This window comes from Paenibacillus sp. 203, assembly GCF_037027525.1.
GTDB lineage: Bacteria > Bacillota > Bacilli > Paenibacillales > Paenibacillaceae > Paenibacillus > Paenibacillus polymyxa_B.
The window spans coordinates 205,089-225,944 of sequence record NZ_JAXCHD010000001.1 but is presented as its reverse complement, the minus strand read 5'-3'; the positions used below and the strand labels follow the sequence as shown (position 1 = coordinate 225,944).

Genomic DNA, 20,856 nt, shown 5'->3' with positions numbered 1-20,856 from the left:
CACATAACTGACGAGCTTTCACCATGCTAAAGACCTCAATTTATTCCACTTGTAAACGCTTCCAAATAGGATAAAATCGAAGATGAAGTGCCGGACAAGCCGTTTCGGCCTATCCTATCCGTGTTAAAGGAGGCAGATGATATCGTGAAGTGGATCAACAGCAGCAAATGGTTAGCCGCATGGATTTGTATCCTATTCGCAGTGGCCAGTGCGGGTCTTCAACCCGATACAGCACATGCCCATACAACAGGCGTTACGCAAGCAACCTACGGGACCGAGGTGAACCAAGCGCTGAATGGTTTGGACGTCGCCAATGCTGAACTATCCCTGAGCGCAACAGCAAGCACAGCCATTACGAACGGAACGGATTGGAAAGACACCGCAGGTAACCCGATTCAGGCGAACAGCGGTAATATTCTAAAAGTAGGTTCTACTTATTATTGGTACGGCGAGCACGCCGAAAACTGGAAATTTGAAAAAGTGAACGTATATACCTCAACCGATTTGAAAAATTGGTCCTTCCGCAGCAGTATTCTCACCAAAGATTCCGCCCCTGAGCTGAATTCGAGCAAAATTGAGCGTCCCAAAGTCATCTACAACAAAACCACCGGAAAATATGTACTATGGGCGCACTATGAAAATGGCACGGACTACTCACTCGGTCGTGTAGCCGTCGCTACCAGCGATACACCCGACGGAAATTTTGCCTACCAAGGCAGCTTCCGCCCGCTGAATTACGAGTCTCGGGATATGACGGTGTTCACGGATACTGACGGTAGCGGCTACCTTATTACGGCTTCCCGTAAAAATGGCGGCGCCAACGATACGATGGCGATCTTCAAGCTGACAGCCGATTATACAGGCGTACAGTCGTTCGTTGGCTGGATTTTTGAAAATGGCTATCGCGAAGCTCCTGCTGTTGTGAAAAAGAACAATACCTACTACCTGTTCACCTCGCAGGCATCCGGCTGGTATCCGAATCAGGGCGCTTACGCAACCGCCAGTTCCATAACTGGAAGCTGGTCTGCTCTGTCGCCCTTCGGTGATCCGGCAGCTTACGGCTCGCAAATCCATTCCATCGCCACGATTACGGGTAGCGCAGGAACCAGCTACATCTATATGGGCGACCGCTGGAATCCGCTCAATCTGAGCGACCACAAATTCATCTGGTTGCCACTAACTCTGAATGACTCCAATAAAACAGCAACCCTGAACTGGTACAGTAGCTGGGATCTGGATGCTGCGACAGGCACAGTAATCCTACCGTCCCTTGTGAATCACGCACAGGGCAAAACGGCGACTGCGAGCTCAGCCGCATCCAGTTCTCCAGCTTCACTGGCGAACGATGGCAACGCCCAAACCTCGTGGAAAGCTACTTCCGCATCCTGGCCCGCTTGGTGGCAGGTCGATTTGGGCAGTACCAAGACCATCAGCGAAGTGGATATTTCATGGTTTATGTACAAAGGATCTGAAGCGTATTACAAATATAAAATTGAATACAGCACGGATGGAGTTAACTACTCCACGATTGACCGCACAGGTAATACCACGTATGGTTTTACCAGTGACAAAGTTAATTTTCAGGCCCGTTACGTACGAATCAATCTTGTAAATGCGGTGTTATTTAATAATCCAAACAACTGGTATACCCCGACGGAGCATGAAGTAAGATTGCTTGGCAATTAACTTGCTTCATTAAAAAGAACATGGCAGGAGAATCCCATATTAGATAGGCTTCTTCTGCCATGTTTGCTTTACCACTGTTTCGTACTCATTCGCTCAACGTACCCGATTTACTGTGGTAAACACAAATTTATCATACCGATGCCGTGAGAATGAGTATTCAAACGGTATACCCGTATCCAGATAACCTACCTGCTCAATTTCTAAAACCGGATCATCCGCACCACAATCCAAATACTCCCAATCTAGCTCGGTCGACTTGGACGCGCGGATGGTACGATGTGAACTGACAATATTAAGGCCCAGCTCCTCCTTAATATGTTTGTACACTGAGCCGTGCAACACCTGCTCGGTAATACCGCTGATCAGCTTCGTAGGCATGTATGTGCGCTCTATCACATACGGCTCGCCCTCTACAATACGCAGACGGACTACACGATACACAGGAGAATTGGCATCAATAAATAGATGCGCCGCTACCTCTTCAGATGGAAATTGAACGTCAAAGGCTATAATTTTACTTTTGATTTCTTTCCCGCGCAGTACGTTTGTCAGCCCCAGCATTTCATTCACAACGACATTAACCGGGCCATTGTAGATCGATTTGACGATAAAGGTTCCGTGTCCTCTTTTACGATTCAACAGCCCTTCCGACACCAACGTATCCAATGCCCTCTTAATCGTCATCCGACTTACCCGGAACTCACTGGCCAGTGAAATTTCATCGGGAATCGGATCATCACTGCTATAGGTCTTGTCTATAATACGCTTCTTGACCTCTTGTGCAATCCGTTCGTATTTGTTCATTGGTCTACCACCTGTACTAAAATTTGTTTTATGTCAGCATTTTACCAAAAACATCGGTAGCGCTGGTTCTTTTGGCTCTGCAGGCGGGGACATTGAGGTATTACGGTATAAGTAAGTATACCGAACATTATACTTTCTCACCAGCGGCGTACAGCACAGTTCTTTGATGATGATGAAGAAAAAAAGGCGGTCCAGAGGACCACCTTAGAATCCGTTATTCTCGATCACCTGTTTGAACCAGTGCCCACTCTGTTTAACGGATCTCTTGCCACCGTTCTGAAGATCGACAGACACAAAACCATAGCGATTTTTATAAGCATTCGTCCAGGACCAATTGTCCATAAAGGTCCATAAGTGATAGCCCTTCACATTGGAGCCCTCTGAGATGGCCCGTTGAACCCACTTGAGATGCTCACGGATAAAATCAATGCGATAGTCATCGCGGATCATACCCTGTTCATCTCTGAACTTTTCTTCACCTTGAACGCCCATTCCGTTTTCTGAAATGAAGCATTCAATGTTGCCATAATTTTCCCTGACATTGGTCAGGATGTCGTAAACGCCTTTCTCATAAATCTCCCAGCCCCGCATCTCATTCATCTTGCGACCAGGCATGACGTAATAATCGAAGAAACGTTCCGGCACAAAAGGTGCATCTGGGTTCGGCAGACTTTCACGAGCCTTGACTCTGCGCGGCTGATAATAGTTAATACCCAGCAAGTCTACAGTGCCCTGGCGTATAATCTCCCGATCTCCGTCTTCCATGCTTGGTACATATCCCTCTTGGCGTAACAGCTCCACGAGCAAAGGATTGAATTCTCCCGTCACAGATGGGTCTAAGAAGGAACGGTTAAAGAACGCATCGCATATTTCAGCAGCCTGCACGTCTGCCGGATGCTGACTACGCGGATAAGTCGGCGTCAGGTTCAAAATAATTCCGATTTTGCCCTTATAACCGCCTTCTCTGTAAGCCTTAATGACACTCGCGCTCGATAACAAGGTATGATATCCCACCTGTACGGCTTTACCGAAATCCACTTCATTCGGATAGTGGAAATCGTATAGATAGCCGCCTTCCACCGGGACAATCGGCTCGTTATGCGTAAACCATTTGGCTACACGATCCCCGAATAGCTCAAAGCAAGTGTTAGCGTAATCCACGTAAGCTTCAACCGTCTCCCGGTTCACCCAGCCTCCATTTTCCTGTAAAGCCATCGGCAAATCAAAATGATACAAGTTCACAAATGGCTCAATACCCGCCTGATGCAACTCCTCAATGACGGCATTATAGAATTGAACTGCCTGCTGGTTCAATTTACCTCTTCCTGCCGGAAACAGACGCGACCAGGAAATAGAGAACCGGAAGGAGTTGTGACCAAGCTCTTTCATGAGTGCAATATCTTCTTTATAGCGGGTATAGAAACGGGACGTTTCGCCAGGTCCAACGCCGTCATAAAAACGGTTCGGCTCCTGCTCAAACCAATAATCCCAAATGTTCGGTCCTTTGCCGTCTCCCTCCACGGTTCCTTCTGTCTGGGTAGCCGAGGCCGATGAGCCCCACCAGAAGTCGGATGGAAAACGGTATTGAATGGTTTGCTGCTCTATATCTTTCATTTCGGTATGATTCACAGCTCTACTCCTCTCTCTTTTGCATGAATAAGCTGCTAATCTAGCAGCTTATTCACATTACATTCCAACAGTTTGATCCTTACCTGCAATGGCTGTTTGGTTAAGCTCCTCTTCCTGCTCTTTACGAACGTTCATCCGATCAATAATTTTTAGGAACGGGAACCAGATGACAAAGACGACAGCCATATTAAACAACTGCAGTACGCCTCCCATCAGAGATCCCGTAGCCATCATTCCACTAAAGAACAACGGCATCGTCCAAGGAACCTGTATTCCGTTTGGCGGCGGTACAATCCCAGTAGACATGGCGAAGTAAGTAATCAGCGTAACGATCATTGGAGCAATGACCCATGGGACAAAAATAAGCGGATTCATCACAACCGGCAAACCGAATATGACGGGCTCGTTGACATTAAACAGACCCGGTCCAAGGGCCAGCTTACTGACCTGCTTCAATTGCTTACTCTTCAGGAAGATCAGAATCGTGAGCACTACGGCCAGTGTCATACCTGTACCACCGATACCTACGGTATAAATATCCACAAACTGCTTGGTGATAATATGCGGCAGTTCCGCTCCTTTGGAGTACGCTTCGTAGTTTTCAAGTGCCAGCGTATTCCAGATCGGTTCCATGACTGAGTTGATAATAATCTGACCATGAAGCCCAAAGAACCATAAAAGCTGAACAAAGAAAATAGCAATTAATGTAGGTATAATACCACTGCCCAAGTGCACCAGAGGTGCCTGTACAGCATGATAAATCAGATCATGCAGGTTATTATGAAGAGTCAGTGTAACTACAACATTAATGATCAAAAATATGCCCAATGTAATACACGCCGGAAGCAAAGCGGCAAACGATTTGGCAACGGCTGGCGGAACGCCTGGAGGCATTTTGATAACAATGTTCCGCTGTGTCACTCTTCGGTAAATTTCAGCAGCTATAAAAGCAACGATCATGCCAAGGAACATGCCTTTGGCCCCAATCCGATCCAACGGAATGACACCAGCAATCGTGGCACCGCTTTCTTGTGTCAGCACAAACGGGGTGAGCATCAAGAAGCTGACCAACGCGATCATGCCACCGAATATGGGCTCGACCTTATAACTTCGGGATAAATAATAGCCGATCCCGACAACCACGAATAAGGTCATGATGTTCAGGGTGGCACTCGGCGCAATGTTCAGCAGACTGTTAAAAGTCGCATATTTACCGTCGCCCATCCAATCTTTTAGAAACGGCAGATTGATAATAACGACAATGATAGAGCCAAAAACTGTTAATGGAAATGACAACATAAATGCATCACGCAGTACAGTAAGATAGCGGTTGTTGTTCAGTTTACCGGCAATAGGTATCAGTATCCGGCTTAATTTCTCAAACAAAGCCTATTCCTCCCCGCGAAGTGACTTGCATCAATAGGGTTGCAAGCTTTTCATGTCCCAAATTTCACAAACTTACATGTTCCGTTATAAATTTCTGGATTTGAACAGCTCCAGCAATTCTAGAACCAGATCCTTCATGGTAACCGTGGACATCAGATGATCCTCGGCGTGCATCAGAAGGAGCGAGAAGGGAGTTTGGGTCCCTCCCGCTTCCTTCTTAACCATTTGAAAATGGATATCATGTGCAGCACGTAAATCCTGCTTGGCTTGTTTGAGCAGTTCGTCCGCACCCTCTACATTCTCATTTCGGTATTCGGTCAGCGCCTGAATCACTTTACTGCGAGCGCTTCCACTATGAAGAATAAGTTGGAAACTAATTTGCTCTTCCGTCAGTTCGGCTATATTGACTTTATCCATTTTTGCGTTCCACCAGCTTCACTGCTTGCTCATAGGCTTTCTTACCGTCAACCATCCCGTAGGCCATCATGTCAATCACTTCTACATGAATACCATATTGGGCTGCTTCCTTTTCCAGCTGTCCTTTAAGAAAACTCATTTGCGGGCCAATCAATACTGCGTCAGCCTTAGCCATGTCTTCTGCCGCCTGATCTTGACCTACTGCCCAAATTTCAGCCTCGTCTCCAATGGACTTAGCATAATCCTGCATCTTAGTAACCAGCAAACTTGTAGACATACCTGAGCTGCACGCCAGCAAAATTTTCTTCATGATTGTTCCTTCCCTTCAAGGTCTGATTGGATGTTAACTACTAGAAAACGTTTACAGCGTAATTATAAATCCAGTCTTTTGATTTGTCTATACATTTAATATATATGTATAGACTTTTTTTAAAATGACACTGTTTCTCACTTTTTTTCTTGAAAATGAACGTAATCTCTTATCTTTAATCTCTCAATAGTAATCGATTTTCACTATAAGAGGTTCTGCCAAATGATATGTTATTCGATTCTGTAAACTGTTAACATGAGCTTACGGAGTAAACTTGATTGCTCCTCCGTAGCCAAAGAATAGCTGAGGTGAGAAGAGATGAGTAGAGATGAGAAGAGTCAAAGTAAAACCAAGCAAGAGTTAGACCGGGTCGTGTTCATCGGCCGCACGTTTGAGGAGTACGTCCAAATGTTCAATTTGCAAATTTCTGAACTTGTAGGCAAAAAGATTTTGGACTGTCCTGCGGGAGCATGTTCCTTCACCGCTCTGGGCACCAAAGCCTCGCTGGACATCACCGCAAGTGATATCGCCTACGATCACAAGATTGATGATCTGAAACGCAAAGGCCTATTGGATATTGAGCATGCAATGGAAACGCTAGAACGTGCAAAAGATAATTATGTTTGGAGCTGTTATGGAGATGTGCAAGGGCTTAGCGAGCAGCGCCATCAAGCACTGCAGGATTGCACGCAGGATATGAGGAAGCACCCAGAACGCTACGTTGCTGCGGTACTACCGGAGCTTCCCTTTGAAGATGAACAGTTTAATATCGTGCTGTCTGCCCATTTTCTGTTTATGTATAGTGATCGACTCGACTATGAGTTTCATAAGAATACGGTACACGAACTGCTGCGAGTGGCTTCAGAGGAAGTCCGCATTTTTCCTCTGACCGATTTAACGGGAACTCGTTACGATCTGCTAGATCGTTTGATTCTTGAGCTGGAGGCAGAAGGCTTACGGGTGACAGAGGCCAAGGTTCCGTATGAGTTTATGCGTAACGGCAACTCTCTGTTAAGCATACGAAAGATATAGGGCAGGTTTAGGTGTAGAGGGAGCAAGCTAATCGCTTGCTCCCTTTCTGGTTATCGAGATGAAAATTAGAAAAATTTAGAATATTAAGAAACATTCCTACATTTTTATCGTCTATATTATGGAATACCTTACGTATGAAGGTAAGATTTTTCGAAGCCCAAAGTTAAAAAATCAACTCACAAAGGAGCTTATGCATGTTAAAAAAGTTAGGATTAGCTGCATTAATTCTGGTTACTAGCCTCTCCGTTACTGGAACAGGCTGGGCCGCATCCCGCACAACAACCATTGAAGTTTCTAAAACTGCTCTGGATTACAACGTTGCCCGCCCGCTGAGCGATGGTGCTTTTCATGATGGCTTATTGGCTGCTGAAACATCTGCTGGAAACCTCGTGTATTACAATACCAAAGGAGAGAAAGCTTTCTCACTTCCCGCCGAGCTTAAACCCATTGGTGATTTCCATGAGCAACGAGCCGTAGTCAAAAATACAAAGACCAATCTCTATGGATACATTAACACCAAAGGGACACTGGTCATCCCTTGCCAATATACCGAAGCCAATTTCTTTTCCGAAGGAAAAGCCAAGGTTACCATAGCAGACACCAAAGAAAATGCAATTATAGATCGAACGGGAAAAATCCTTTCTCATTTTAAAGAAAATGGGGAGTCAGAATATGTATTTACAGACGGTCTGGCCCTCGCCTACGCCCCCAACACTGGCAAGATCGGTTTTGTGAATGCTTCTGGTCAATTAGAAATTCCTTATCAATACAAATATAGTCGTGGTTTCTCGAATGGCCTGGCTATTGTTCAAAATAGCAAAGGGCTGTACGGGTATATCAATACAGCAGGGAAAGAAGTCATTCCTCCTCAATATCAATCCGGTGGAGACTTCTCGGAAGGATTGGCCCCGGTGCAAAATACCAAGGGAAAATGGGGATTCATCAACAAACAGGGAAAAGTCGCGATTCCCTTTAAATTTACGGATGCCCAGGATTTTAGTGAAGGCCTGGCGAGTGTGAAAAATGCAAAAAACGAAGTCGGATTTATTGATAAAAACGGAACGCTGGTCATTAAATATCAACAAAAATATGATATTGCCTCTCCGTTCAAAGAAGGCTTAGCTTTAGTCGGTAAACAAACACAATCATCCGTCTCAGACGGCAAATTTGGCTACATCAATCGTCAAGGGCAACTGCTAACTAAACTTGAGTACAGAGTGGAATCCTCCTCCTTCTCCAATGGCTATGCTGTTGCTTTTATCAAGCCAGGCAAAGCGTTCATTGTATCTAAACATTCCATTTCAAAATAAAAAAGACGACCCCGGAGGCAGATCGAGTGGATCTGCTTCCGGGGTCATTAGATTTCCAATATCTCGTATACAATTAGTCGTGTGTGTAGAATTTTACCCCAGGCAGATCTGCTGCCACCCACGAATAATTAATGGTATTACTGTTGTAATTTTTGGTCCCCGCCTGTGCAACCTGTACCTCCTTCAAAATCGTGATCGATGAACCCTTCGGTCTGACAACGACCACATGACCATGCCCATCTGCTTTTTTGATTCCGATGGTAGGATACCCGAGATTTGCTCTTTTTTGAGCATCCTGAAAGGTTACAGTGTACCATCCCGGCGCATTGTTACCCAGTAAAGCATCAGCCATTTGATTGGCTAAGCCACTTGGCAGGGAAGCCGACATCGCAGACATCACATCTTGTGCAAAAATATTACACTTCGTTCCACCTACTGGCGAATACTTTTTGTTCGTTTCTACCTTAAAACCGTCAATTACAGATGCGTAAGTACTTGCACTTCTAGCCATTGAAATTCCCCCTGAATATAAGTTATAGAGGAAACGACGGAGTCGCTTGAACATCTGAATGGCTCCACATTCATTGATGTTGTCCCCAATTCCCTCTCAACTATTAGGGTGATTTCCGGCTTACTTTAACAACGTAATACTACAAAAAATTAACTTCATTCTCATAACTGAAGGCTTTCTTCACTGATTACGGTTGGAACGATAAGCTCAGGAGTAGTCGTAGGCTTAGCTTGTGTTAAATAGTCTGCTGCCCCCATCATCAGAGCGATGCCGATAAATAACACGATCCAATTACGATTCTTTTTCATCATCTGTACCTCTCATTCTTCACTCCGCCCGTTCAGCCACTTGAACCAATGGAGCAAATGACTGAATCGGTATTCATGCTGCGAAGCATACGTCCATACTTCTGGCTCTTCACCGGGGTCCTTCCAGACGAGCATGGAAAAGTGACCCTCTTCCTCGCTCGCAACCGATAGCAGCGAAAGACGATCATCCCCGAATCGGTATGGAGCCGATTCCACCCAGTAATTCCGCATATCGCTGATCCAGTTGCGGAACTGCTCTGTACCTGCGATCCGCAGGACTTCGTCAGGTAGGAGCAGATGCTCGTCAATATCCTTCCAATCCCCCGCATATCGGTACCGCGCTGCCAGCATTGGACTGAGTGGTCGGATTTTACCGGGAGCCAACGTAGGCATATAGGCGACGGGAACGACCGGACCGATACTCTGGATAGCATAAGACCGAGCTTCCTCCTCACTCATTCCGTAAGACATAGCCTCCACGAGAAAATCGTTCCGTCTTACACCAAACTGATGCTGATACTGTGACATTTCATCCTGTAGCTCCAGTACCATACCCTGTACCGTTTCTGTTCCGATCATTCCCAAACACCTCTCATTCCAAAATATAGTCGTGCAATTCCCGTTGCGCTCGATACTTTGCCCAATTGAATTCAGGCCAAGTCGATTCTTCTCTCATCATGCTCGTCAAACGGGCTTGTAAAAACTCATCTAGTGATCCATGTTCCTTACGACTAAAGTCAATCAGCAGCGGAATCGCGTCCGCCGATAGCTCACTCAAATATTCCTTATCTATCACCGATGTCGTGCGATACCGTTCGAGATTATTTTCAGCAATCCGTATATCAATGCCCACATAGTTCACGACGACATAGGCGACCAGAGCGAGTACAATATAATATTTCGCCAACGGCAGTTGACGGAAATGAATGCGCATTGCTGCAATAAGCAGTAGCAAGCCCAGAAAAATCATAAACGCGTGTACCAAATAGCGGGTGTACGTATAGCCGTATGCTTCTTCGTACATAACCAGCCGGGTATATCCCGAATACAGCATCACACCCGAACAACCCACGAGTATGTACAGCAGGCCGCTGTTCATTTTTTGCACTATACCTGAGCCAAATTCAGTCCACTTCAATACACTGATCATCAGCACAAAGTTGATACCTGTTACTATAACCAGCTCCCCGAATCCTCTTCTCGCATATTCGGCATACGAGGTTCCTTCGGGCAGAGCACCTTCCCATGCACCAAACAAATATCCGAACTGCAACACAACGAACACAACATACACCAGATTCATGACAATCAGCACCGTAGCGGTAATGACAGGGTCAAATTTAATCGCGACCGGCTCGTGGTAAGGCACCGTTGGTCGGTCAATCATCACTGAAGAGTGACCATCATGCTCGGTGGTTTGGCCATTCGTGCGCTCATTTAACCCGTGCCATGATTGGGTCTCTCTCTGCGTATTACGCGGAGCAGGCTGTACAAACCCCCACAAATAACAGAAGAAACAGAAGGTGAAAAAGCAGGTCCAGATCAGCCGCAGCATGCCATTCCCAAAGGACAGCGTTCCGATCCATTCGGGTACTCCAGCTAACAACTTTTCGAACATCCCATCCGCCGAAGCCAGCAAAGATATGATAATGAACAGTAGCGGCAAGGCAATAAGTAAACCGATCAGCACTTTTCCCAATACACGCTTACGCTCATCCTTTACATTTCGAAGGGCTACTGTCTTGACCATCCGAAAGGGGGTCACGATATGACGAAAGTTTTGATAAAACCAATGGCTTAACGCCTGACCGATAATACCGGGTTCTGACCAGCCATGCCTTTTCTCCCCGAACAGCAGCACCATATGTACGCTAATCAGAGCAGGTATCGCCAGCGCATTTAACACATATAGGACCGGATTATTGAACAGCGCGTATGTCAATGCCAGCATGAAAATGATCACAAACAGCAAACGCCCTATCCATGATCTGGACTGGAAACGATCTCGATTAAAGGCATACATATAGGCGTAAAACCCAATAACAAAAATTGGCACAGACACGCCCAGCCCATGTCCGTAAAACAGATATTGATGAACCAGCGCCAACACAATTGCGCCAGCAAAGGCGGACAGAAACGACGTTTTCGGCAAAGACGTTCCATTCATCTTGTCATGCATGGTAAATACCTCCACAAATATGCTTTATAACCCTTATTGTAGATGATAAAATAAGAAGATAAAGAGAAATTAATTCAAACAAAATTTCCTATTTTATAAAAGTGACGACGCTTTTAATCAAATATGGAGGAAACGGAGCAACCTTGAATGAAACTCCATGCCCAATTTTTACGGCTTCACTCCCACGCAGCTGACGACAAGGACGATAACCATACCATAGAGACGACGCTGGATGAGCTTGCGGCTATTTTTGACTGTACTCACCGCAACGCCCTGATGATCATTCAGAAAATGGAGCAGCATGACTGGATACAATGGACTCCCCGGCGAGGCAGAGGTCGCCGCTCCAGTCTGCGCTTCCTCATTCAGCCGGAAGACATTGCCGTGCAATCCATGATGCAAGCCATAGACCGCCATGATATCAAACGCGCTCTGGATGAAATTCGAGTTCATTCACGCTCCTCCACCATGCAGGAGCATTTGCAAGGCTGGTTGCTGAATTATTTTGGGCATCACGCAGAGGTGCGCAGTGATCAGCAGCAGATCGACACGCTGCGTCTGCCTATTCGCCAGCAGCTCTATACGCTGGACCCGTTGTACTTGAACTGGCTCGCCGAGTCCTTCGTATCCAGCCACGTCTTTGATGGTCTGGCCCGCCGGGCGAACGAAAGCGGCGAGATTTTGCCGGGATTGGCGCACGCTTGGGAGGTGGATACCACTCGTACACAGTGGACCTTTTTCCTGCGTAAAGAAGTGTTGTTTCATAACGGAAAAATACTGAGCGCTGAAGACGTCGTCTATACCTTTGAGCGACTGAGTCGGGCGCCGGGAAGGAGACTTTACCATTTTATCGTCCGGCAAATTCAGCACGTCCAGGCGCTAAGTCCAACGATAGTACGCTTCGTACTAAAGGAGCCGAACGAGCTGTTTCTATCCTTCCTGTGTACCAGCCGGGCTGCGATTGTGCCACGTGAGCTTAATCAGGTGGGTGAAGCCGCCTTTGGCATCCGCCCTGTCGGTACAGGGGCATTCAAAGTCACGGAAATGAACGAAAGCCTGTGTACACTGGAGGCTTTCGCACCTTATTTTCAAGGCCGGGCTCATCTGGACCGAGTGGAAATTGTCCAACTCCCATGGGCGACTAAGCTGGAATCGTCGGATACGGAAGACACCGCTTCTTCTTTTCACATTATCCATAATCCCGTATCGGCGGGAGATACGGATACCGCATGGAGCCAGATTCACTCGGCGGCTTCGGTACGCAAATTTATCACATGTAATACACACAAGGATGGACCACTACGCAATCCAGAAATACGTGCCCGCATTGTAGCATGTCTGGATCATCGCTCCCTTCCTCCAGCAGTGGATTCATCTAACGATTCTTATGAACCACTGGCGGCGCTGCAAATTGCTACCATTCCCGAGTATAAAGCAGACGCAGACCGGGTTGCGGCTCAGCTCGAATCCTGTGGGTATACCTGTAACATCGTGGCCGCATCTATGAACGAATTCAAAAGCTCATCTATCCGTATGGAGTCAGACTTAATCATCTTTTCTCTCTTTCGTGACCGTGATGAGCAATTACGCCTGTTTGACTTGTATCTCAATGTATCTGGGCATGTGGAGCCTCATAGCCGTGTGGATATCGAAAGACTGCTGCGTGAAATTGCACGGGAGGCCGATCATACTGTTAGGGCGCAGCAATTTGAACATATCGAAACTCGGCTCATGGATGAGCACCAGCTGCATATTTTATATGAAAAGCCCGTTCAGACGGCCTATCTCCCTTCTGTGCGTGGCGTATCTTTTAACAGTCAGGGCTGGGTGGATCTGCGTCATGTCTGGTTTCCGCCTGCTCAACTTCCAGCTCCCCACTCTTGACGGCAAAAGTGCTCCTTCAAATGCACTTCCACATCAAAAAAAGGTATCCTCTTCTTCATAAGAGAATACCTTTTTGAATGCCGCTTTCTAGATCCTCTAAGCGGATGGTTCAAGGGATGAAAAAGCCCATCCCCCCAACCCATGACTGTGGACGTCGCTAGGATCTTCCATAGGGGGGGGAACGGGTGAAAAATTCAATAGGACAAAAACATTAAATGCGAGCAGAGAAAAAACGATCTTTTTTATCATGGATGTACTCTACCTCTCCAAGTAAGTTTTTATATTCCTCTTTGTCCTCAGAAGTGGCAGTATGCCGATACTTTTCAAATAGTCCTACACATTTGATTGTGACAGGATTACCATTCAGCATGACGGAATAAGAAAGACTCTCAAGCAAGAATTTCATGCCTTTGGTATAACGGTGTTTGTTGAGATCATAACAAGCCATCTCTGCCAAAAATCGTGCATAAAGATCTGCTGACATTTGCTCCGTATAGGTGCCTACCTTGACATGTTGATCTGCAAATGCCTCAATTTGTTTTTCAAAGTGCAACAGTACATGATCTACATTAAAATCATAACGGTTGGCCGCTACCATAATTTTATGCAACCCCACCAGAATTTCGCCTTCGTTTTTTTTCAAATAATCCACATATTGTGGAATCACATCCAGGCTGCCTGACATCAACTGATACAAATACCCGTTGGCCTCAGCCCAGTTGCTACAAAGGGCCTTCAAACGCCGAGCTTCTTCCGTATCCTCTTGCACCCAGCTCAAATCAGAGTATAGCGATACATACTCCAGCGCCTTCTGATAATCCCCGCGCTCATCCCACACCCCGGCACGCAACACGTAAGAGTATACAATATACATAAACAAAGGACCCTTGGGTTCCTTGCCACGCTCTGATCTTCTGGTATTCCCGTATTTTTGTTCGTATTGTACCTTGGCTTTTTGAGCCATTTTTTCAGCAAACCATTCTACTTTATCCCAACGCCGCAAGGAAGCATAGGCATTAGCCAGGTCTCTTAAGGCATCCAGTTGATCTGCTTCACCCAATCGCTCCACAAAGCTTTCAAAGTGTGTGGCTGCCCATAAATTTTCGTCTTGGTCATCGCCAACGGCAATCGTAAATAAACGGTATTGGCAGAGCGCCAGACGCTCTGAATGTTGGTACTTCTCACTTTCCGAAACATTTTTATAAATAATTGCCGCAGCCTCGAACTTACCTTCACTGAATAATTCTTCTGCTGTCTCAAACAAAGCTGGGGCGTATATGAGATAGTCCATCATAAACTCCACGACTTGCTTAATACAATCCAGTTTGTTCAGCTCTGCACAGCGATGCAAAAAGGGACGAACCCGTCGCCAATTCGGTGCCGTATTCCGTATAAATTCATCAATGTATAACTCATAGAGGCTCCCTTCTTCAAGCCCCATGCCTGCACCAATCCGATCCAATAGCAGCATCGCAATCGGACGATTACCGTTAATAATGGCACTGATCGTTCCTGCATTAATACCTGTGTTCTCCCCAAACTTACTAATCGTAATTCCTTCTCGTCTGATGTACTGCTCCAGCTCTGCGCGAATTGTGGTTGTTTCCTTCAAATCAGGCACCCCCAGGGATTACTTGCATGATTACAATACAAAAAAAGAAAATTCCCGTGAATATTCCCTTAATTATACAAAAGAAAGAACACTTAGCCAACCGCTCAAGTAAATTTATATCAAAAAATTCAATAATTCTCCGAATTGCCGTATACTACGGGGAGGTGAGCCGAACAGCTACACCCAATCGGTACGCAGGAAAGGATACGACAAATGGACAACACCCCTACAACAGAACAAGAGATTGCACAATGGATGGTCGCGCAGATCCGTGAAGTGGGCACCCTGAAACAAGAAGATGCAATTGCATATGTACGCTCTGAGTATGGAGAGCAGTATGTGTTTATAAGCGAGCATGGTCATGTATCTCTGGAAAAAGAAATCAAAAAAGCATTCCGCAAGCTTCATGGTGGTAGAATTGCCTGGGATCGTGACGGATTTCTCTGGGCCTGGACTTAACAAGCAAAGCATCTGCCCTAGGCAGGTGTTTTTTTAATCATTTATCTCCTTTTTTCACCACAAGTCCATAGGGATGCACATGACGGGAAGAACAGATTCCGTCAGCTTTCTCATATTGAATAGTTATTTTATGTGACCCCCACACTGCAGTTCTCACGGCCTCAAGACAAGGAATGGCTATACGTTCCGTCCACCACGGCGTATCATCAAAATAAAACCTCGCTTTAGCTTTCTTAATATCGGACTGATACGGGTCTGGCATCGTCTGTTCCAGTTTGAGCAGAGCATTCTTTAACTTCAAACCCGATTCCGTGGGCCCGCCTGTATAAATGCCCATCCCTGTTAAATACAACTGAATGACATCCCCGCCATTCAACTGTTTCAAGTTCGCCGTATAACCCTCCATTAAATAAATTCCACCCTTCGGGCCGGATGCGGTAACAATCGGAACGCCGGCTTCAGCCAGGAGATCGATGTCCCTGTAAATAGAGCGTACAGAGGTTTCCAGTGCCAACGCCAATTCTTTGGCCTTCATTCTCCCTCTAGATTCGATACATAATAAAATCGCGATTAAACGATGCAGTCTCACAATCATACCTCCACAATAGATGGTTAACCCGAATTGAAAAGATGATGCAAAGATTGTTGACACCCTGTTGGCAGTAATAGGTGTGTATCATAGAAGTAAAGGGGTGTAATGGATGATGAATATTGGAATATTGGGGACGGGATTCGGCGCGTATCATGCCTCACTGTTAAACAACCATCCCAAAGTAAACAGAATCATGGTATTTGGAAGGAACGAAACCAAGCTGCAAAAGCTGAAAGAGGAGCTAAACGTAGAAGTCACACAAAATATAGAGGATATTCTGCTGGACCCAGACGTGGATATCGTCGATCTATGCCTGCCCTCCCAGCTGCATAGGTCCTATGCCGTGGATGCGCTGAAGCACGGTAAGCATGTATTTTGTGAAACACCGGTTTGCTTTGATCTCGAAGACGCTCTTCTTATGCAACAAGCTGAGAAGCAATATGGCAAAAAGATTCTGGTCAACCAGTTCATTAAGTTTGATCCCGCCTATACCTATCTGTATGAGGCATACCGCCAACAGAAATACGGGAAGCTCATCTCCTTATCTTTGAAAAGAGAAACGCCTCCTCTGTGGGGGGATCTTGGACTAAGCTCCATTCCTACTCAGTTCATGATTCACGAACTGGATTTATTGACCTGGCTATTAGGCCCCTGTGATCCATGTACAGTCTGGGGTACAGAAGTTACCCATCCTGAACAAGCACAGGTTCGGGCTCACTTTCAGCATCGGGATACATTCACAGAAGTCATCGCCTCATCCCACATGCCGGGAAGCTACCCCTTCACAGTGGCCTATGAGGCTTATTTTGAAAAGGCCAAGCTGGTATTTCATGAAAGCGACGAAAACGATCTTATACCTACCGCATTATATGAGTACACCGGATCAGGACAGCAAAAAATCAACCTCGAATCTGCCAATCCATATGAAAAAAGTTTGGATCATGCACTTGAATGCTTTGGCGGACATTCGGAAAGCCTGATTCCACTGGAATCGGCTGTACAAGCGCTGAAAGTGGCTGTTGAGATTAAAAGCAGACTGGGGCAAGCCCAGCGTTAACCCCGTATTTTTTCTTATGCCTGTTCTTATCTACCAGGATACAGCTTCCTATAAGGAAGCTGTATCCGCAGGCAAGGAAACTTCGTCAGCGTAGTTCGTTGCCATAATCTTGGCTACCCCTGCCGGGTCGGTCGTCTGCCCCAACGCCCACATCATTTTCGTCACCAGCGCTTCCGTTGTCATGTCATACCCCGGAATAACGCCCTTCTCCAGTACCTTTTGCCCCACTTCGTAAATCGTCAAATCCCCGCCCTCATAAGGACATTGAGTAGTCACGACAATACTCATACCATCCTTCATCAGCTCCTCAATTTTGCTGATCAGGCTTCTTTCTTTAAAAGGAACGCCACCCATACCAAAGCCCTCAATGACGATACCTTTATAGCCCAAGCCCTGAATGGCATCGAAAATCGCCGGATTCGTACCCGGAATCAGCCTGAGCAGAAATACCTCCGAAGCATACCCGTCGTTGTATGGATGACGAGTCGTACCGCGATTTGCAAATACGCCCTCCGTATAGACCACCTTACCGTTCTCCACGAGTCCGATATACGGATAGTTAATACTCTCAAAAGCATTATAGCTGCGTGTTCTGATCTTCGAGCTGCGGCTGCCGTTAATAATTTTGCCGTTAAACACGACAAAAACCCCGGCCACCTCGCCACATGCGGTCAGGAATGAGTCGATTACATTTTTTTTGGAATCGCTGTGCTCCGCCAAAATGGAAACCTGCGAACCTGTCACGACGACGGGTTTGTCTACGGTTCCCAGCATGAAGCTCAAGGCTGAAGCCGTATAAGCCATCGTATCCGTGCCGTGTGCAATGACAATACCGTCGTATTGACCGAGCGAACGATGTACCATCCGGGCGATAGAAGCCCAATCCTCAGGTTGTGTATTTGTGCTATCAATGCTCATCAGATTATGGGCATCAATCTCGCAAATCTCCTTCAGCTCCGGAATTTCCGCCAAAATATTTTCAGCCGATTGGGTCGGTGTCAGGCCGTTTTCCTGATAGGAGGAAGAAATGGTCCCTCCGGTATTAATGAACAAAACCTTTTTCATATGCCAATGTTCCTTCCCGATTACATCTTCACTGTATTGTTCTTAGAATTTATCATGAATAAGTGTGATAAGCTACTTTGCAATGGAAAAGAATTGGGGATATGAGGGGCCAAAAAAAGCACGACAAACAAGCGCGGGCTTTCCTTCCTCCTGCGACTTGTCTAACGTGCTTTTTATGGGGATACAGGCTGCTCCTGTGGCGCTCTCTGTACCAACGCTTTGCCCAGAAACTGCCGTGTCCGTTCTTCCTTCGGATTGGTGAAAAACTGCTCGACGGGTCCCTGCTCCACGATCACGCCATGCTCCATTAGTACGACCCGATCCGCTACATCTCTCGCAAAACCAAGCTCATGCGTGACAATAATCATCGTATTGCCTTCACTCGCCACCTTTTGAATCACGGACAGCACTTCATCCACCAGTTCAGGATCAAGTGAGGATGTCGGTTCATCGAACAACAACACCTGTGGATTTAGTGCTAAAGCACGGGCAATCGCAACTCGCTGCTGCTGTCCACCCGAAAGCTGGGCAGGATAATAGGTCATACGATCCTTTAACCCGACCTTTTCCAGAATGCCTTCACTGATCTCCCTCGCCTGCTTACGATCCAGCTTTTTCACACTGGTCAGACCAATCATCACATTGTGGAGTGCATTCAAATTTTTAAACAACTGATATTGCTGAAATACCATTGCCGTTGCCATCCGTAGTCCGAGAATGTCCTTTTTTCCCGCCTTGGCGGCATCGACCTTTACACCGTCAATTTCAATAACACCACTGGTCGGCTGTTCCAAAAAATTAATGCTGCGCAGCAGCGTGGACTTCCCCGATCCGCTTGGGCCCAGGATCACTACGACTTCTCCCTTGCCTACCGTCAGGTCTATGCCCTTCAACACGTGATGCTGTCCAAAATGCTTATGAATTTGATGAAGTTGAATCATACCCTTACTCACTTCTTTCGTAAATTCGAATACGCTTCTCCAGCACGACAAGCCCGCGCTCAATAATAATGCACACCAACCAGTAAATCAGAGACACCGCAACATATACCTCAAAAAAAGCCAACGCTCGCGCGCCCATAATTTTAGCCTGTCCCATCATATCGACGACACCGATCATAAAAATAAAAGACGTATCCTTCACCGTACTGATCAGCGTGTTTCCCAAATTGGGCAAAGCGACCGTCAACGCCTGCGGCAATACAATTTTGAGCATAATTTGTGTTTGGCTCATACCGATGGAATTAGCAGCCTCAAATTGTCCCCGGTCGACTGAATGAATCGCCGCCCGGAACGTCTCCGACAAATATCCCCCGAGGTTCAATGAAAATGAGAGCAACGCAAACAGCTCGGGCGGGATGACATAGACATTGAATTGCTGTAAGAATCCATATTCGCTCTGGAAATAATACAGAAACTTGGGTATTCCGTAATATACGAGAAACAGCTGCACAATGAGCGGTGTTCCCCGAATGTACGAGACATACAACGTAGACAATGGCGCCAAGACAGGCACCTTGTATATCCGGATTAAGGCCGTAGCTAACCCGATGATCCCACCCAGCAGCATGGACACAAACGCAATCCATAAGGTCACGGGAAGATACTCGACGATCTGGGGAAGGCTTTTCAGCATATAATCAAGATCAAACAGCTTTTCCATAGGAACCCCACTTTACCCTTTACATTGTTATTACTGAGGAATAAATTCTCCACCTGTCCACTGCTCAGACAATTTTTTCAGTGTTCCGTCCGCTTTCAGCTCTTTAATAATCGGGTCGATTTTAGCTTTCAACTCTTCGCCCTGCTTATCCTTTTTAAACACCAGGTTGATGTTATCGCTTTGCACCGGCTCACCCACAGCTTCCACCTGCAAGCCTTCCTTCTTGATCGTTGCCGCCGCCATAACCGGATCATTCACATAAGCGTCCACTCGGCCATTTTGCACGTCTTGAAGGTTATCAGACGAAGTACCTGTATCATTGTATTTCAAAATAATTTTATTTCCGTTCTCCGCATTATACTGTTCCAGCAACTGTGTGTAGGAGTCGCCTACCGAGGCCGCTACCTTCTTGCCCTCCAAATCCTTGAGGGAATGAATATCCGTTCTACCCTTTTTCACAATAATAACCGACTGAGCCGAGAAATAGGACTCATCCGAGAACAAATACTTCTTCTCACGTTCGGGATTTTTGGCAACTTCATCGGCGATCATCTGAACTTTATTTGAATCTAGTGCAAGGAATATCGCATCCCAGCCCGAAGGTACAAATTCAATCTTATAGCCGTCCAGCTTCTTGTCGATCTCCTTGACTACTTCCACATCGTATCCAGTCAGCTCGTTTTTATCATTCGTAAAAGCAAACGGTGGGTAGTCATTTTGTGTGCCGACATAGATGACCTTATCCCCCGATGCCGCATCCTTCGAGGAACATCCACTCAAGGCACCCGTTAATAACACAAGAGATAGGCCAATCGCTGCTACCAAAGCAGATTTCTTCATATTATGACATCCCCTTTTTAATATCCAAGTAATTTACTATGATTTTATATTATAACGGGTTATTCAAATAATACAACAAGTAAATTTCATATTGATTATTTAGCTATATGTTG

Annotated in this window: 20 protein-coding genes and 1 pseudogene; 6 read left to right on the top strand and 15 right to left on the bottom strand. The window is 46.1% G+C overall.

Translation table 11 applies throughout. The annotated features are described in order from the left end of the window. The first annotated feature begins 144 nt into the window (after positions 1 to 144). Positions 145 to 1,686 carry a family 43 glycosylhydrolase gene (locus tag WA407_RS01055; protein WP_336076595.1) on the top strand — a complete coding sequence of 514 codons (1,542 nt, stop codon included), beginning with the start codon at positions 145 to 147 and terminating at the stop codon, positions 1,684 to 1,686. 93 nt (positions 1,687 to 1,779) lie between these two features. Here WA407_RS01055 and WA407_RS01050 read toward each other — a convergent pair whose 3' ends face one another. The 5 genes from WA407_RS01050 to WA407_RS01030 form a co-directional block, all read right to left on the bottom strand. Then, the gene (locus WA407_RS01050; protein WP_039271892.1) at positions 1,780 to 2,490 is read right to left on the bottom strand and encodes a GntR family transcriptional regulator; all 711 of its coding nucleotides are present in this window, start codon (positions 2,488 to 2,490) and stop codon (positions 1,780 to 1,782) included. 204 nt (positions 2,491 to 2,694) lie between these two features. Beyond that, a complete protein-coding gene (locus WA407_RS01045; protein WP_250262157.1) occupies positions 2,695 to 4,104 on the bottom strand; it encodes a glycoside hydrolase family 1 protein in 1,410 nt (469 codons plus the stop codon). A 72-nt stretch (positions 4,105 to 4,176) separates the two neighbouring features. Next, the gene (gene celB, locus WA407_RS01040; RefSeq protein WP_322158987.1) at positions 4,177 to 5,505 is read right to left on the bottom strand and encodes a PTS cellobiose transporter subunit IIC; all 1,329 of its coding nucleotides are present in this window, start codon (positions 5,503 to 5,505) and stop codon (positions 4,177 to 4,179) included. A gap of 84 nt (positions 5,506 to 5,589) precedes the next feature. Next, on the bottom strand, positions 5,590 to 5,922 hold the full coding sequence (locus WA407_RS01035) for a PTS lactose/cellobiose transporter subunit IIA (RefSeq protein ID WP_013312602.1): 333 nt from the start codon (positions 5,920 to 5,922) through the stop codon (positions 5,590 to 5,592). Continuing rightward, complete coding sequence (locus WA407_RS01030) at positions 5,915 to 6,232, bottom strand: PTS sugar transporter subunit IIB (RefSeq protein WP_013312603.1); 318 nt, start codon at positions 6,230 to 6,232, stop codon at positions 5,915 to 5,917. Before WA407_RS01030 ends, WA407_RS01035 begins: the two co-directional genes overlap by 8 nt. Positions 6,233 to 6,550: 318 nt before the next feature. On the opposite strand from WA407_RS01030, the gene WA407_RS01025 reads away from it, so the two are divergent. Beyond that, positions 6,551 to 7,264, top strand: a complete 714-nt coding sequence (locus tag WA407_RS01025) for an SAM-dependent methyltransferase (RefSeq protein WP_322158988.1) — start codon at positions 6,551 to 6,553, stop codon at positions 7,262 to 7,264. A 194-nt stretch (positions 7,265 to 7,458) separates the two neighbouring features. Continuing rightward, the gene (locus WA407_RS01020; protein WP_336076594.1) at positions 7,459 to 8,574 is read left to right on the top strand and encodes a WG repeat-containing protein; all 1,116 of its coding nucleotides are present in this window, start codon (positions 7,459 to 7,461) and stop codon (positions 8,572 to 8,574) included. Between the two features lie 73 nt (positions 8,575 to 8,647). Here WA407_RS01020 and WA407_RS01015 read toward each other — a convergent pair whose 3' ends face one another. From WA407_RS01015 to WA407_RS01000, 4 genes are all read right to left on the bottom strand, one after another. Then, on the bottom strand, positions 8,648 to 9,085 hold the full coding sequence (locus WA407_RS01015) for a hypothetical protein (RefSeq protein WP_069012257.1): 438 nt from the start codon (positions 9,083 to 9,085) through the stop codon (positions 8,648 to 8,650). Positions 9,086 to 9,246: 161 nt separating this feature from the next. After that, on the bottom strand, positions 9,247 to 9,393 hold the full coding sequence (locus tag WA407_RS01010; protein ID WP_254328102.1) for a hypothetical protein: 147 nt from the start codon (positions 9,391 to 9,393) through the stop codon (positions 9,247 to 9,249). A 12-nt stretch (positions 9,394 to 9,405) separates the two neighbouring features. Next, positions 9,406 to 9,972 carry a hypothetical protein gene (locus WA407_RS01005; protein WP_336076593.1) on the bottom strand — a complete coding sequence of 189 codons (567 nt, stop codon included), beginning with the start codon at positions 9,970 to 9,972 and terminating at the stop codon, positions 9,406 to 9,408. A 13-nt stretch (positions 9,973 to 9,985) separates the two neighbouring features. Next, the gene (locus tag WA407_RS01000) at positions 9,986 to 11,572 is read right to left on the bottom strand and encodes a DUF4153 domain-containing protein (RefSeq protein WP_336076592.1); all 1,587 of its coding nucleotides are present in this window, start codon (positions 11,570 to 11,572) and stop codon (positions 9,986 to 9,988) included. Between the two features lie 147 nt (positions 11,573 to 11,719). Here WA407_RS01000 and WA407_RS00995 point away from each other — a divergent pair, with 147 nt between their 5' ends. After that, entirely contained in the window at positions 11,720 to 13,456 is a 1,737-nt protein-coding gene (locus tag WA407_RS00995) for an ABC transporter substrate-binding protein (RefSeq protein WP_336076590.1), read from the top strand. Positions 13,457 to 13,667: 211 nt separating this feature from the next. On the opposite strand, the gene WA407_RS00990 is transcribed toward WA407_RS00995, so the two are convergent. Continuing rightward, entirely contained in the window at positions 13,668 to 15,068 is a 1,401-nt protein-coding gene (locus WA407_RS00990) for a transcriptional regulator (RefSeq protein WP_268819784.1), read from the bottom strand. 213 nt (positions 15,069 to 15,281) lie between these two features. Between WA407_RS00990 and WA407_RS00985 the strand changes: the two genes are divergently transcribed. Further along, positions 15,282 to 15,527 carry a DUF6953 family protein gene (locus WA407_RS00985; protein ID WP_013312611.1) on the top strand — a complete coding sequence of 82 codons (246 nt, stop codon included), beginning with the start codon at positions 15,282 to 15,284 and terminating at the stop codon, positions 15,525 to 15,527. 43 nt (positions 15,528 to 15,570) lie between these two features. Here WA407_RS00985 and WA407_RS00980 read toward each other — a convergent pair. Next, positions 15,571 to 16,116 (bottom strand): annotated as a pseudogene (locus tag WA407_RS00980) (helix-turn-helix transcriptional regulator); the annotation flags it as partial. 112 nt (positions 16,117 to 16,228) lie between these two features. Here WA407_RS00980 and WA407_RS00975 point away from each other — a divergent pair. Next, complete coding sequence (locus WA407_RS00975) at positions 16,229 to 17,176, top strand: Gfo/Idh/MocA family protein (protein WP_336076589.1); 948 nt, start codon at positions 16,229 to 16,231, stop codon at positions 17,174 to 17,176. A 48-nt stretch (positions 17,177 to 17,224) separates the two neighbouring features. Here WA407_RS00975 and WA407_RS00970 read toward each other — a convergent pair whose 3' ends face one another. The 4 genes from WA407_RS00970 to WA407_RS00955 form a co-directional block, all read right to left on the bottom strand. Further along, positions 17,225 to 18,241 carry an asparaginase gene (locus tag WA407_RS00970; protein WP_336076588.1) on the bottom strand — a complete coding sequence of 339 codons (1,017 nt, stop codon included), beginning with the start codon at positions 18,239 to 18,241 and terminating at the stop codon, positions 17,225 to 17,227. 173 nt (positions 18,242 to 18,414) lie between these two features. Then, complete coding sequence (locus tag WA407_RS00965; protein ID WP_029518797.1) at positions 18,415 to 19,182, bottom strand: amino acid ABC transporter ATP-binding protein; 768 nt, start codon at positions 19,180 to 19,182, stop codon at positions 18,415 to 18,417. 4 nt (positions 19,183 to 19,186) lie between these two features. Then, on the bottom strand, positions 19,187 to 19,903 hold the full coding sequence (locus WA407_RS00960; RefSeq protein ID WP_013312615.1) for an amino acid ABC transporter permease: 717 nt from the start codon (positions 19,901 to 19,903) through the stop codon (positions 19,187 to 19,189). Positions 19,904 to 19,933: 30 nt separating this feature from the next. After that, complete coding sequence (locus tag WA407_RS00955) at positions 19,934 to 20,743, bottom strand: transporter substrate-binding domain-containing protein (RefSeq protein ID WP_039271912.1); 810 nt, start codon at positions 20,741 to 20,743, stop codon at positions 19,934 to 19,936. Positions 20,744 to 20,856: the final 113 nt, after the last annotated feature.